Origin of the sequence: Massilia sp. Mn16-1_5, assembly GCF_004798585.1 — a bacterium.
GTDB lineage: Bacteria > Pseudomonadota > Gammaproteobacteria > Burkholderiales > Burkholderiaceae_D > Telluria.
Genome location: NZ_PPXQ01000002.1, coordinates 322,803 through 335,874, shown reverse-complemented (window position 1 = coordinate 335,874; position 13,072 = coordinate 322,803). Strand labels below are relative to the sequence as shown.

At 66.3% G+C, this 13,072-nt stretch carries 11 protein-coding genes; 4 read left to right on the top strand and 7 right to left on the bottom strand.

Annotated features, from left to right (window positions below; all coding sequences use genetic code 11):
- Nucleotides 1–1,545: a BCCT family transporter gene (locus C2862_RS03605; RefSeq protein WP_136218729.1), complete on the bottom strand. Its 1,545-nt coding sequence runs from the start codon at nucleotides 1,543–1,545 to the stop codon at nucleotides 1–3.
- A 309-nt stretch (nucleotides 1,546–1,854) separates the two neighbouring features.
- On the opposite strand from C2862_RS03605, the gene C2862_RS03600 reads away from it, so the two are divergent.
- The gene (locus C2862_RS03600; RefSeq protein ID WP_136218728.1) at nucleotides 1,855–3,246 is read left to right on the top strand and encodes a DUF389 domain-containing protein; all 1,392 of its coding nucleotides are present in this window, start codon (nucleotides 1,855–1,857) and stop codon (nucleotides 3,244–3,246) included.
- A 2-nt stretch (nucleotides 3,247–3,248) separates the two neighbouring features.
- Here the strand turns inward: C2862_RS03600 and C2862_RS03595 are convergent, their stop codons facing one another.
- From C2862_RS03595 to nhaA, 3 genes are all read right to left on the bottom strand, one after another.
- Nucleotides 3,249–4,340 (bottom strand): mechanosensitive ion channel family protein, encoded by a 1,092-nt coding sequence (locus C2862_RS03595; protein ID WP_168709990.1) that lies wholly within the window; start codon nucleotides 4,338–4,340, stop codon nucleotides 3,249–3,251.
- A 28-nt stretch (nucleotides 4,341–4,368) separates the two neighbouring features.
- Nucleotides 4,369–6,681 carry a glucosylglycerol-phosphate synthase gene (gene ggpS / locus C2862_RS03590; RefSeq protein WP_136218727.1) on the bottom strand — a complete coding sequence of 771 codons (2,313 nt, stop codon included), beginning with the start codon at nucleotides 6,679–6,681 and terminating at the stop codon, nucleotides 4,369–4,371.
- 281 nt (nucleotides 6,682–6,962) lie between these two features.
- Nucleotides 6,963–8,171: a Na+/H+ antiporter NhaA gene (nhaA, locus tag C2862_RS03585; RefSeq protein ID WP_136218726.1), complete on the bottom strand. Its 1,209-nt coding sequence runs from the start codon at nucleotides 8,169–8,171 to the stop codon at nucleotides 6,963–6,965.
- A gap of 239 nt (nucleotides 8,172–8,410) precedes the next feature.
- Between nhaA and C2862_RS03580 the strand changes: the two genes are divergently transcribed.
- The 3 genes from C2862_RS03580 (at nucleotide 8,411) to C2862_RS25470 (ending at nucleotide 10,363) form a co-directional block, all read left to right on the top strand.
- The gene (locus C2862_RS03580) at nucleotides 8,411–8,767 is read left to right on the top strand and encodes a DUF4148 domain-containing protein (protein WP_136218725.1); all 357 of its coding nucleotides are present in this window, start codon (nucleotides 8,411–8,413) and stop codon (nucleotides 8,765–8,767) included.
- A gap of 97 nt (nucleotides 8,768–8,864) precedes the next feature.
- On the top strand, nucleotides 8,865–9,362 hold the full coding sequence (locus tag C2862_RS03575; protein ID WP_136218724.1) for a MarR family transcriptional regulator: 498 nt from the start codon (nucleotides 8,865–8,867) through the stop codon (nucleotides 9,360–9,362).
- A 449-nt stretch (nucleotides 9,363–9,811) separates the two neighbouring features.
- On the top strand, nucleotides 9,812–10,363 hold the full coding sequence (locus C2862_RS25470) for a PEP-CTERM sorting domain-containing protein (RefSeq protein WP_210735859.1): 552 nt from the start codon (nucleotides 9,812–9,814) through the stop codon (nucleotides 10,361–10,363).
- Nucleotides 10,364–10,375: 12 nt separating this feature from the next.
- Here C2862_RS25470 and C2862_RS03565 read toward each other — a convergent pair whose 3' ends face one another.
- From C2862_RS03565 to C2862_RS03555, 3 genes are all read right to left on the bottom strand, one after another.
- Nucleotides 10,376–10,711: a four-helix bundle copper-binding protein gene (locus tag C2862_RS03565; protein ID WP_136218723.1), complete on the bottom strand. Its 336-nt coding sequence runs from the start codon at nucleotides 10,709–10,711 to the stop codon at nucleotides 10,376–10,378.
- A gap of 60 nt (nucleotides 10,712–10,771) precedes the next feature.
- Nucleotides 10,772–12,079 carry an MFS transporter gene (locus tag C2862_RS03560; protein WP_136218722.1) on the bottom strand — a complete coding sequence of 436 codons (1,308 nt, stop codon included), beginning with the start codon at nucleotides 12,077–12,079 and terminating at the stop codon, nucleotides 10,772–10,774.
- 132 nt (nucleotides 12,080–12,211) lie between these two features.
- Nucleotides 12,212–13,054 (bottom strand): class II aldolase/adducin family protein, encoded by an 843-nt coding sequence (locus C2862_RS03555; RefSeq protein WP_136218721.1) that lies wholly within the window; start codon nucleotides 13,052–13,054, stop codon nucleotides 12,212–12,214.
- Between the last annotated feature and the right edge of the window lie 18 nt (nucleotides 13,055–13,072).

Here is a 13,072-nt window from a genome sequence, read left to right as displayed (position 1 = left end):
TTACGGCGCAGCGGCATCGATGGCGGCCTGGCGCGCCGCCATCTCGCGCAAGCGGCGCCGGGTCTCGCGCTCGCGCCGCATCTCTTCCGTCCAGTCCTCGCCCAGCGCGCGCCACAGGGCGATCACCATCAGCACGATCACGACCGCAAACGGCAGCGCGAACAGGATGGTCGCGGTCTGCAACGCATCGAGGCCGCCGGCCAGCAGCAGGCTGATGGCGATGCCGGCGATCAGGCCGCCCCAGACCAATTTGGTGCGCGTCGGCGGATTCGGGTCGCCGCCGCTGCTCATCATGCCCAGCACCAGCACCGCCGAGTCGCCCGAGGTGACGAAGAAGACCACCACCAGCAGGGTTGCGACGACCGACATGACCTGCCCGAAAGGCATCGCATCGAACATCCGGAACAGGGCCGTGGCGACGTCGGCCTTGACGGCTTCGTCCAGCGGCACGTGCTGCCAGATCTCCATGTAGAGCGCGGTTCCGCCGAAGATCGCGAACCAGACAAAGGCGGCCAGCGAAGGCGCCAGCACGGTGCCGAGGATGAATTCGCGGATCGTGCGGCCGCGCGAGACGCGCGCGATGAACAGGCCGACGAAGGGCGACCAGGAAATCCACCAGGCCCAGTAGAAGATGGTCCAGTTGCCGACCCAGCTGCTGTCGCGGAAAGGCGTGGCGCGCAGGCTCATGCGCACGAATTCGCTCAGGTAGCTGCCCAGGGTGTTCGAGAAGGTGTCGATGATGGCGACCGTCGGCCCGAGGATGAACACGGCAAGCGCCAGCAGCACGGCCACCCCCATGTTGAAGTTCGAGAGCAGCTTGATGCCCTTCTCCACGCCCGTGACGGACGAGGTGATGAAGACGGCGGCGGTGACGACGATGATCGCCACCTGCGAGGTGGCGCCGACCTCTAGCCCGAACACGGCGTGCAGGCCGTTGTTGATCTGCAGCGCGCCCACGCCCAGCGAGGCCGCCACCCCGAAGGCGGTGGCGACGATCGCCAGGCCGTTGAAGAAGCCAGACATCTTGCGGATCGGCGCCCACGGCAGCGAGCCGGTGACGGTGCTGATCAAAGGATTGCCGGCGCGCCGGTACTGGAAGAAGGCGATCGCCAGCGCGACCACGCTGTACACGGCCCATGGATGCAGGCCCCAGTGGAAGAAGACGTAGCGCATGGCCGTATTCGCCGCCTCCGGCGTGCCCGCCACCACGCCCGGCGGCGCGGTGCCGTAGTGCGAGATGGGTTCGGCCACGCCCCAGAACACGAGGCCGATGCCCATGCCGGCGGCGAACAGCATGGCGAACCAGCTGCCCACCGTGAACTCGGGCTCGTCGTCCTCGCCGCCGAGTTTCATGTTGCCATAGCGGCCGAAGGCGACGAAGGCGGCGAACAGGACCAGGCCGAGCACCACCCAGAGGTAGAACCAGCCGAAGTTGCGGGTCAGTGCGGCCAGCAGCGTGCCGAACACGCCGGCCATGCTGGCGGGGGCGAAGATGCCCCACATGACGACCAAAAAGATGAAACCTGCAGGTAAGAGCAGTTGCATGGGACTCCTTGTCAGTGGATGCCGCCAATGCCGGCAGCTTGCACGATACACCGCACCGTCCGCCAGGGGGGACACGGGAGGACAGGGACGCGCAAGGGATGACCGGACCGGCCGGGCGCGGCGCCATGGAAACCGGCAATGGGAACGGCGGCAGCGAAGGTGCGGCGGCACTTCGTAATGACACTCGCCTGCTCGGCAGTGAGCGAAAGCGAAATTGTATCAGAAACAACACATTTGCCCAAATGTACGTTCAATCGTTATCATGGCGCTCCCGCTTCTTCCCTACCCCGCGCCCGCCCGGCTACCGACATGAGCACGAACGACACCGATACCGCCCTCCCCACCGCGGCCCCAGCTACTCTCGCCCACCGCTTCAGCCTCCTGCACGACAAGGCCGACGACGACGTCATCGACAGCACCCTGCGTGCCGGCGTCGAGCTGCGCGGCGCCACGCCCTGGATCCTGATGTTCGCGATCTTCGTCGCATCGATCGGCCTGAACATCAATTCGCCGGCCGTGATCATCGGCGCGATGCTGATCTCGCCGCTGATGGGGCCGATTGTCGGCATCGGCTACGGCATCGGCATCTTCGATTTCGCGCTGGTGCGCCGCTCCTTCGTCAACCTCGGCATCGCGGCGGCGATCAGCCTGGCCGCCTCGACCCTGTACTTCCTGCTCACGCCGCTCGACGAAGCCCAGTCGGAACTGCTGGCGCGCACCACGCCGACCCTGTGGGACGTGCTGATCGCACTGGCCGGCGGCCTGGCCGGCATCATCGGCATGACGCGCAAGGAGAAATCGAACGTGATTCCGGGCGTGGCGATCGCCACCGCCCTGATGCCGCCGCTGTGCACCGCCGGCTACGGGCTGGCCAACGGCGACTGGAGCATGTTCGGCGGCGCCTTTTACCTCTTCTCGATCAACTGCGTCTTCATCGCCGCCTCCACCGTGATCGTGATCGAATACCTGCGCCTGCCGCACCGCAAGTTCGTCGACCAGCGCGTCGAGAAGCGCGTCAAGCGCACCCTGTTCGCAGTGGTGCTGCTGACGGCCCTGCCCAGCATCTACCTGGCGATCCAGCTGGTCGACAACGAGGTGTTCGGCAACCGCGCACGCCAGTTCGTGCGCCAGGAATTCGGCACCGGGACCACCCACGTGGTCGATACGCGCCTCGATCCGCTGCGGCGCCAGATCGAACTGACCCTGATCGGCGCGCGCATGCCGCAGTCGGCCATCGACGCCATTGGCAAGCGCCTGCCGCAATCAGGCCTGGCCGGCGCCAGCCTGCTCGTGCACCAGGCCGAGGACAGCAAGGTCGACGTCGGCCTGCTGAAGGCCGACATCCTGGCCGACATCTTCCGCGACACCCAGCAGGGCCTGCGCGAGCGCGACGCCAGCATCGTTCAACTCAAGCAGGAACTGGCGCAGGAAAAGGCAAAGCACGACAGCTGGCGCCAGACGGCGGCCGACGTCGCCGCCGAATTCGCCGCCCAGTTTCCGCAATGCGGCGACCTGCTGATGGGCCGGGCACTTGTCGCCACGGCGGATGCCAAACCAGCCGAAGAGGTGCCGACCCTGAGCGCCACCTGCAGGACGGCGCTCAAGCCGTTTGAAGCGGAGCGCGCCCAGGCCTGGCTGGTGACGCGCACCAAGTCGCCCGGCGCGCGCCTGGTGCTGATGGCGCCGCCGCGCCGGCGCTGAAATCAGGCGGCGCGCCGCTGCTCCTGTTCCGGTTCGAGCACTTGCAGCGCGGCCGCCGGTTCCGCCAGCTGCACCACCTGGCGCGGCTGGGCGAAGGCAATGCCGGCTTCCGCGAAGCGCTCGAAGAGGATCAGGTTGATCTCCTGCTGCACGTCCATGTACACGCCGTAGTCCCCCGTCTGCACGTAATACACCACCTCGAAATCGATCGAGGACGGGCTATAGGACTTGAAGTGGGCGCGATCGAAGGTCGCCTGCGGCTGGGCCTCCACGGCTTCGCGCAGGATCGCGGGCACGCTGCGCAGCTGCTCCTTGTTCACCGCGTAGGTGATCCCGATCCCGAACACGATGCGGCGCGTCTGCATGTGCTTGTAGTTGCGGATGCGGCTCTTGAGCAGGTCGCTGTTGGAGAACACGACCTGCTCGCCGCCCAGCGAACGGATGCGCGTCGTCTTCAGGCCCACGTATTCGACGGTGCCGAGGACGTCGTCGACGATGATGAAGTCGCCCACGACGAAGGGCTTGTCGAGCACGATCGAGAGCGAGGAGAACAGGTCGCCCAGGATGTTCTGCAGCGCCAGCGCCACCGCGATACCGCCGATCCCGAGGCTGGCGATCAGGGTCGTGATGTTGACGCCGAAGTTATCGAGGATCATCAGGACGATTACCAGCCACAGCGCGGTGCGCGCGACGAAGCCCAGCGCCGCCGTCGAGGTGGTGCTGGCCGCGTCCTCGGCGCTGCGGCGGATGCGATAGAAATGCAGCCAGCCGTGCACGCCGACGTCGCCCCAGCGCGCCGCCTGCAGCAGCAAGGCCGCGATCGCCAGTTTCGCCAGCAGCGCGGCGCTGCGCTCGGTGAGGTTGAGCAGCTGGGCGCCGGCATATAGGCCCATGGCCAGGATGAAGACGGCGTGGGTCGCCGACAGCACCCGCAGCGCCAGGTCGTCCATATAAGTGTCGGTGCGGGCGGCATAGGCCGACAGGCGCCGCACCAGGATGCGCTTGACGGCGTCGAGGCCAACGCAGACCGCCAGCGCGATGGTGGCGGCAACCAGCCAGGTGCCCAGGTCGTTATTCCATACAACGTAGTTCACAACTCAGCCTTTCTGATTCGGTAATAGGTCAAGCCGCCTTCGGCAACATGGCCGGCGGCAGGGTCGCCGCATCGACGGCGTCCAGGAAGTCGCTGCCCCAGCGCGCGACGTCGTGCTCGGCGGCGATCATCGCCATGCGCGCCATGCGGTAGGCGCGTTCGTCCTCGCCCATGGTCAGCGCCTGGTGCAGCGCGGCGGTCATGGCGTTGACGTCGTAGGGATTGGTCAGCAGCGCGCCGTGCAGCTCGACGGCGGCGCCTGCGAACTCGGACAGGATCAGCACCCCATTGGTGCTCGACGCCCGCTTGGCCGCGACGAATTCCTTGGCAACCAGGTTCAGGCCGTCGCGCAGCGGCGTGATCCAGGCGATGTCGCAGGCGGCGTAGTGGGCCACCACTTCCTCGAAGGGCAGCGAGCGGTAGAAGTAGCGCACCGGCACCCAGCCGAGCGTAGAGAAGCGGCCGTTGATACGGCCCACCGCACGATCGACCTCGACGCGCAGGCTTTCGTAGATCTCCATGCCTGGCGCCGCCGGCGTGACGATGTTGAGCAGCGTGACCTTGCCGATGTGCTCGGGATGGCTTTCCAGCAGGCGCTCGAAGGCTTGCAGCTTTTCCAGGGTGCCTTTCACGTAGTCGAGGCGCTCGATCGAGACGATGCCGGTCGCTTCGCCCAGGTAGGCGCGCAGGTCCGCGGCCTGTACCTGCACGGCCTCGTTCGACACCAGCTTTTCGATCAGCGCGACGTCGGTGCCGACCGGATGGGCGCCCAGGCCGACGCGGCGCCCGCCCGCCTCGATGGCCGTGGTGACGGTGTCGACGCCGAGCGCGCAGCCATAGGTGAGAAAGCGCGGCGCGCACGGAGCACTGCCGAGGACCTCGACCGGGGCGAAGGAACGCACCGCGTCGACGAAGTTTTCGACGTAGCGCGGGATGTGGAAGCCCACGTAGTCGCACTGCAGCAGGCTGCCGACGATGTCGCGCCGCCAGGGCACGATGTTGAAGACGTCGCTGGACGGGAAGGCCGTGTGGTGGAAGAAGGCGATGCGCAGGTCGGGACGCAGCGGGCGCAGGAAGGCCGGCACCATCCACAGGTTGTAGTCGTGCACCCAGACCACGGCGCCCTCGGCCGCCTCGCGCGCGACCTGCTGCGCGAACAGGCGGTTCACCTCGAGGTAGCGTTCCCAGTGGTCCTGCCTGAACTCGGCCTTGTCGGGGAAGGAGAAGATGATCGGCCAGAAGGCTTCCTTCGAAAACTTCTTGTAGAAGATGTCGATGTCCTCGCGGGTGAGCGCAATGCGCGCCGCCTGCAGCTGCGGGTAGCGCTCGGGATCGACAGCCACGTGGGCCTCGAAACCGTCCGGCGCGCGGCTCGGCTGCTCGGTCCAGGCAACCCAGGAGCCGGGGCGGTCGTCGGCAAAGAAGCGCAGCAGGGTCGGGATGATGCCGTTCGGGCTGCGCGGGCGCCGCCGCTGGACGACGCCCTGCTCGAGCACTTCGTCGTAGGGCAGGCGATGGTAGACCATGACCAGGTCGGCCTGCCCGGGAGCGGCCGCCGCGCGCGGCTTGATCGGCGTGGCCTTGGCGCACAGCGCGCCGTGCTGCGCCAGCCCCTCGAGGATGCCGTCGCAGCCGGGACCGGCGGCGATGTGCACGAGCGGACGTTTGCGCACGCTGTCCACCAGCGCCGGCTCGGCGTCGCCGACCACCACGCCGTGCAGGCCGGTCTCGAACATCGACAGGTCGTTCAGGGTGTCGCCGGCGACGACGATGCTGGCCGGATCGAGCCCGACCGCCTGGGCGAGAGCCAGCACGGCCGCGCCCTTGCCGACGCCGCGCGGCAGCACGTCGAGGTAGCAGCCGGCCGACAGCAGCAGGTCGCAGCCGAGGGCGTCGACCGCCGCGCGCAGGGCAGGCGTGACGGCGCCCTCGCCCGCCAGGAAGGAACAGCGCCGCTCCTGCGGCACGCTCTGGCGCGTCAGGCCGGGAAATCCGGCCAGCGCCTTCAGCACGGCCTGCGAACCGGGCCAGCGCGCAGCCATCTCCTGTTGCAGGCCGCCGACCGGGCGCAAGTCGCCGTCGACGATGGTGGCGCCGACGTCGGCGATGATGAAGTCTGGCGCCGGTATGGTCGGGTCGCTCAAGAGCGGCAGGATCGATTCGATGGCGCGGCCGGTAACGAACACCAGGCGGGCGCCGGGGTTCGCCGCCGAGAACAGCGCGCGCACGCGGCGCCGCGCCGCGAGGCTGCCGGCCAGCAGCGTGCCGTCGAGGTCGGTGGCCAGTACGAACTTGTGGGGTTGCGGGCGGGAGACCCGTTGCGAAGGTACTGCGACAGTCATCGTCTTCGTCCTTTCAGAGCGATGCGCCCGGCGCCGCGGCGCCGGCCTGGTGGTGTGCGGCGAAGGGCCGCACAAGGCGAATACAAACGGCGCGACTGCGCATCTGCCGTTTGCCAGGGAGAGGAAGGACGCGTCGGGGGCGGACATGTCCAGGACGGCGCCACGCGGCGCCGACAATTCAAAATTGTAACCCAGACACTACATTTGTACAAATGTAGATTCTTATGCGCAAATGGATTTCGGCATTGGCGCGCTTCTCCGGCGGCTGCCTTATGGAGGCATCAGACCGGCTCTTGCTCGAAGTCCATCGCCTCGAGGTCAGGGTCGGAGGCGAGCGGCGCGCCCATCGATTTGAGCCAGGCGAAACCGGCCAGGCCGGCCACCAGCGACGCGCCCAGGATCGCCATCTTCGAGGCGTTGACCAGCTCCGGACGGCCGGCAAAGGCCAGGTTGGTGATGAAGATCGACATGGTGAAGCCGATCCCGCCGAGCAGGCCCGCGCCCAGCACGTGGCGCCAGGCCAGGTCGAGCGGCAGGCGGCACAGGCCGGTCTTGACCGCCATCCAGCTGAACACGACGATGCCGACCGGCTTGCCGGCGACCAGGCCGAGCAGGATGCCGAGGCTGTTCAGGGTGAGCAGCTCGCCGGCCCAGCCGGCGCCGATCACGATGCCGGTATTGGCCAGTGCGAAGATCGGCAGGATCAGGAAGGCGGCGGGCTTGTGCAGCGCGTGTTCGAGCCGGTGCGAGGGCGACGCCGCATCGTCCTCCCTGCTCGAATAAGGAATCGCGAAGGCAAGCAGCACGCCGGCGATCGTCGCGTGCACGCCGGACTTGAGCATCAGGAACCACATCAGGGCGCCGCCCAGCAAATACGGCAGCAGGGCCATGACGCGCCCGATCCGGTTCATCGCCACCAATACCCCGAACACCGCCAGCGCCCCCAGCAGGTAGGCAAAGGACAGTTCCGCGGTATAGAACACGGCGATGACGATGATCGCGCCGAGGTCGTCCATCACGGCCAGCGCGGTCAGGAAGATTTTCAGGGAAGCCGGTACCCGGTTGCCGAGCAGAGCCAGCACGCCGAGGGCGAAAGCGATGTCGGTGGCCATCGGGATGCCGACGCCGGCCTGGGTCGGCGTGCCGCCGTTCAGGCTGAAGTGGATCAGGGCGGGCACGGCGATGCCGCCGGCCGCCGCCAGCGCCGGCAGCATGGCATTCCTCAGGTCGGACAGCTCGCCGTTGTACAGCTCGCGTTCGAGCTCGAGGCCGATCAGCAGGAAGAACACCGCCATCAGGGCATCGTTGATCCAGTGCTCGAGGCTCAGCCCGGCCACGTGCAGGTGCCAGAAGCCCAGCCAGGCCTCGCCCGCGGCCGAATTGGCGAGCGCCAGCGAGGCCAGGGTACACAGGATGAGGACAATGCCGCCGGCCTTGCCGGACTCGAAGAAGCGTTGGAAGGTGTTCGAGAGTTTTCGCTGGATGCGCATAGTGGCGGGTACGGTCGCAAGAGTAGCGCACGGCGGCCCGACCAGCGCAATCCTGACGTACCTGAGCGGTACGGCACCCTGTACGCATTATAGCGGAGCACTTGCCGGGGTGACCACACGGGTTGGAAATGCGGCACACGCAAAAGAAAAAGACATGTACTACACAAATGAACTATTCAGGAGTAAAATAGATCCATCGCGCAAATTCCTGCGCTTACTCACGACTTCAGGAGTCTTTCATGTCTTCCAAATACCTCATCCCTGCCCTCCTCGTTTCCCTGCTCGCCGGCACCGCCAGCGCCGCCCCCGCATCGACCGATCCGGTCCGCGCCCGCGTCCTCGCCGAACTCGAGCAGGCCAAGCAGAGCGGCAACTATCCGCCGTCGGAAGCCGATTACGTGTATCCGAACTGGGTCAAGATCGCCAACCCTGCCGGCGTCGTGATGACCGATGGTCACCCGGAACTCGAGAACCGCGCCGGCGCGCCTGCCGCTCGTACGGCCGCCGTTGCCAAGCCGGCTGCCGCCAAGCCGGCCGTTGCCCTGATGACCGATGCCTCGCAAGGCAGCGTCAAGGGCGGCGATACGGCCCAGTAAGCACCGCAGTACACGGCGCAGGCAGTGCCCTGCGCCGAAGCTCTACCGCTATCCGGCCGGGACGGTTACAATTTGTCATTACCAAGCAGGAGCGTTCATGAGCGATTTCGAGCCGACGGAAAAAAGATTGCGCAACATCCAGGCGCGGGTGCCTGATTTTCCGTATGAACCCATCCTGCTGGTGCGGCTGAACCATCACCTGCAAAAGCGGCTGCGCGACCGCACCAACGCCGCGCTCAAGCCCTATGAACTGGCCGACACCGGCTACATCGTGCTGGCGATCCTGTACGGCAGCCCCGACGAAAGCTCGACCGCCTCCGAGTTGAGCGAGGCCTGCCACGAAAAGCCGGCCAACCTGACGCGGGTCTGCGACGACCTCGCCGCCCGTGGCCTGATCGAACGGGGCACGCGCGCGGGCGACCGCCGCAGCGTCACGATCACCCTCACAAGCCAGGGCCGTGCCCTGCTCGAAGGCGTGCTGCCCGAGGTCTCGGGGAAACTGAGCTGCGCGTTTTCGGACTTCAGCAAGGACGAGATGGCGCAGTTCGCGGGCTTCCTGAGACGCGCCTTGAACAATCTCGACAAGGCCGGGTAAAACGGCATTACCACGATTCGTAGGGTGGGCTCCCGAGCCCACGCGTCCCCTATGCGAGCGTACTGGCGCAGTCACCGACCACAGTTGACGCGTGGAGTCGGGAGCGGTTCGCAGCCCGCTCCACCCTACGTATGCCATAACCAGCGCAGCGCCTCGGCCAGCGTGGCCGCGTTGAAGGCGCAGTGGCCGCCCGAGCTGGGCCATGGGCGCGGTCTCGGCCATGTCCTACCACTTCGACATGTCGATCCTGCACGTGACGCGGCGCGAAGCCGGCGACGCGCCGGTGCATGCAGTTGGCATGAATTAAGATCGCATTCTGTCGAGAAACTTTACAGTAGGAATTTTTTGCAGAATTAACTGCAATCGAATCAAGCAGTTATCAAGATGGCATGGATTTCGCTTGGAGAGGCGTCGGGATATCCGATTAATCGACAAGAAAGAAAAAGACCATGAAACTGACCCGCCTGCTTGCAACCGCCTCGCTGTGCTTCGCCTCGTTCGGCGCATCGGCCGACCCCATCACCCAGATCGCCCCGCAAACCAGCGAAAGCCAGGTATTTGCCTTCTCGTTCGACGGCTTGTCGCGCTCCTTCATCGGCGGCGGCACGCTCACCTTCCACGCCCGCGGCGACTACACCGCAAGCTTCTCCGGCAAGGCCGACCCGACCGAAGTCGCCTACGGCAGCGCCGAAGGCATCGACTTCGGCGTGCTGGGCTTCGACGACGCCACGACGCGCACGGCCTATGGTTTCGACGACAACGAGTGGTCGATCGCCTTCAGCCTGTCGCACGAGGACCTGGTGGCGCTGCTGGCCGATGGCATCCTGAACGTGAGCATGCGCCTGGACGACGACGTCAACCTGTTCTTCCCGGATAGCGCCTACGCGGGTGTCAGCTTCGATTACACGCCGGCCGCCGAAGTGCCGGAGCCGGCCAGCCTGGCCCTGTTCGGCCTGGCGCTGGCAGGCATCGGCGCCGCGCGCCGCCGCAAGCAGAAGTAATCCAGGCGCGTCCTAGGCCGCGTCCGCCATCGCGCGGCAGGCCTGGGCGCAACGCCGGCAGGCCTCGGCGCAGCGCCGGCAGTGGTCGGCGTCGTGCTTGCCGCATTCCTCGCCGCAGGCCGCGCACACGTCCGCACACAGCCGGCACAGCTCGCGCGCAAAGCGGCTCCCGCGCGCCATATAGCCGGCGGCCAGGCGGCACAGCTGGGAACAGTCCATGTCCAGCGCAATGCAGCCGGCCATCATCTTGACGTCCTCTTCCTGCAGACAGGCGGCCGCGCAGTTGTCGCAGGCGGTGGCGCAGGCGTTGCAGGCGTCGATGCAGTCCTGGAAGCGGGTAGTGTCCATGGTCTCTCCTTGATGGTGATCCCAAAGAATACCCGCATGCCTGCAACGGGCGGCGCACGCCTACTTGCGGTTGACCAGCTTGGCCGGCACCGTAAATACCAGCGCACTGCCGACCACCAGGCACACCGCCAGCACCAGCACGCCGCTATTGGTGCTGCTGGTGACGGTTTTCACCACGCCCAGCAGGTAAGGCGCGATCAGGCCCGAGACGCTGCCGACCGAGTTGGCGATCGCGATCCCGGCCGCCGCCGCCGCGCCGCTCAGGATCGCCGGCGGCAGGGTCCAGAATTGCGAGATCGTCGTCATGATGCCCATCGTCGCCAGCGTCAGCGCCAGCATCGCCACCGGCGTGTTGTCGGCATAGGCCACGCTCCAGGCCAGGCCCACGGCGCCGGCGATGCCGGCCAGGGCCAGGTGCCATCGGCGTTCGTGGCGCGCATCCGAGCTGCGGCCGGTGAGGATCATCGCCAGTGTAGCGAAGGCGTAGGGGATCATGGTCAGCAGGCCGATGTCGAGCGGGTCCGACACGCCGCTGGCCTTGACGATCGAGGGCAGCCAGAAGCTGACGCCGTAGAGGCCCATCGTGAAGAACAGGTAGATCACGCTCAGCAGCCATACCAGCGGCTTGGTAAAGCCGTCGCGCAGCGAGTGCTGCTTGCCGTGCTGGTCCTGGCTCAATTCGTGCTCGAGAATGCCCTTCTGGCGTTCGGTCAGCCACTTGGCGTCGGCGATCCGGTCGTTCAGGAAGAAGTAGGCGACGATGCCCAGCGCAACGGTCGGAATCGCTTCGAGCACGAACAGCCACTGCCAGGACGCCATGCCCTGCACGTTGTCCATCCTGGCCATGATGAAGCCGGACAGCGGTCCGCCGATCACGCCCGACATCGGGATCCCGGTCAGGAACAGCGCGGTCACCTTGCCGCACTTGGAGGCCGGGAACCAGTAGGTGAGATACAGCAGGATCGCCGGAATGAAGCCCGCTTCGGCCACCCCGAGCAGGAAGCGCAGGATGTAGAAGCTGGTCGGCGTCGTTACGAACATCATCGCGCCGGAGATCAGGCCCCAGGTGACCATGATGCGGGCGATCCAGATGCGGGCGCCGACCTTCAGCATGATCAGGTTACTCGGTACCTCGAACAGCAGGTAGCCGACGAAAAAAACCCCGGCCCCGAGGCCGTAGACGGCTTCGCTGAAACCGAGGTCGCTCATCATCTTGAGCTTGGCGAAGCCGACGTTCACCCGGTCGAGATAGGCGAAGACGTAGCAGATGAATAGGAAAGGTAGCAGCCGCCATGTGACCTTGGCATAGGCGGCAGCTGCCTCGTCATGGGTGGCGGCGCCACCGACCAGCGTGCTTGTGCTTAACATTGTTTGTCTCCTGATGGTTGTCGGACTCGCCGGGTTGGCGCGGCAGGTACTGCCGCTTTCCCGGTCTGGCGTCCTGAATGGCCGCTTGTGACGGCCTGGAACAATGCGGTGAAGCGTGGCCTGGACAGGGCCTCAGTCGAACATGTCCGGTTGCGTTTTGGAGAGCTGGTCCCAGATGGTCTGGAAATGCAGCCAGCCGATGTATTCGCTGCCGACGTGCTCGCGGCTGTAGCGCGAGCGGTCCGGCGGTACCATCACCGGCTTGATGCCGGTCGCCTCGACCAGCAGCTGCTGCTGGCAGCAGCGTTCGAGCGCGATAAACCAGAAGGCGGCCGATTCGATGCTGTGGCGGCTGGCCGTCAGCAGGCCGTGGTTCTGGTGGATGGCGGCCTTGACGTCCTTGAACCAGTCGCACACCGACAGGCCCGCCTTTTCCTCGACCGCGACCTGGCCCGCCTCGTCCTTGATGACGATGTGGTCCTCGAAGAAGGCGGCGGCGTCCTGGCTGATCGGATCGAGCGGACGGCCGAGCGCGGCAAAAGCGGTGCCGTAGACCGTGTGCGCGTGGCACATCGCCATGATGTCCGGATGCGCCTCGTGCACGGCCGCATGCAGCACGAAGCCGGCGCGGTTGATGGCATAGTCGCCCTCGACCACCCTGCCCTTGTGGTCGGCCAGGATCAGGTTCGAGACCTTCACCTGCGAGAAATGCACGCACATCGGGTTGGTCCAGTACAGCTCCGGATGCTCCGGGTCGCGCACCGTCAGGTGGCCGGCGAAACCGTAGTCGTAGCCCTGCTGGGCGAAGGCGCGGCAGGCGGCGACCAGGCGCTCCTTGCGGTGCCGGCGCTCTTCCTCGACACTGGCGAAGGAGGGAATCTGCGGGAAGATGACGCCTTCCTGCTTCGGATAATAGATCGAGCGCTGCGCGTCTTGCTGCAGGGCGGACTGCGTGTGTTTTACTTTGTCCAGCATGTTGGTCTCCTCAGGTAT

What these genes read in the sequence shown, in the direction of transcription:
- C2862_RS03605 (WP_136218729.1), bottom strand. Translation starts at nt 1,545, where the DNA reads ATGCAACTGCTCTTACCTGCAGGTTTCATCTTTTTGGTCGTCATGTGG.
- C2862_RS03600 (WP_136218728.1), top strand. Translation starts at nt 1,855, where the DNA reads ATGAGCACGAACGACACCGATACCGCCCTCCCCACCGCGGCCCCAGCT.
- ggpS (WP_136218727.1), bottom strand. Translation starts at nt 6,681, where the DNA reads ATGACTGTCGCAGTACCTTCGCAACGGGTCTCCCGCCCGCAACCCCAC.
- nhaA (WP_136218726.1), bottom strand. Translation starts at nt 8,171, where the DNA reads ATGCGCATCCAGCGAAAACTCTCGAACACCTTCCAACGCTTCTTCGAG.
- C2862_RS03580 (WP_136218725.1), top strand. Translation starts at nt 8,411, where the DNA reads ATGTCTTCCAAATACCTCATCCCTGCCCTCCTCGTTTCCCTGCTCGCC.
- C2862_RS03575 (WP_136218724.1), top strand. Translation starts at nt 8,865, where the DNA reads ATGAGCGATTTCGAGCCGACGGAAAAAAGATTGCGCAACATCCAGGCG.
- C2862_RS25470 (WP_210735859.1), top strand. Translation starts at nt 9,812, where the DNA reads ATGAAACTGACCCGCCTGCTTGCAACCGCCTCGCTGTGCTTCGCCTCG.
- C2862_RS03565 (WP_136218723.1), bottom strand. Translation starts at nt 10,711, where the DNA reads ATGGACACTACCCGCTTCCAGGACTGCATCGACGCCTGCAACGCCTGC.
- C2862_RS03560 (WP_136218722.1), bottom strand. Translation starts at nt 12,079, where the DNA reads ATGTTAAGCACAAGCACGCTGGTCGGTGGCGCCGCCACCCATGACGAG.
- C2862_RS03555 (WP_136218721.1), bottom strand. Translation starts at nt 13,054, where the DNA reads ATGCTGGACAAAGTAAAACACACGCAGTCCGCCCTGCAGCAAGACGCG.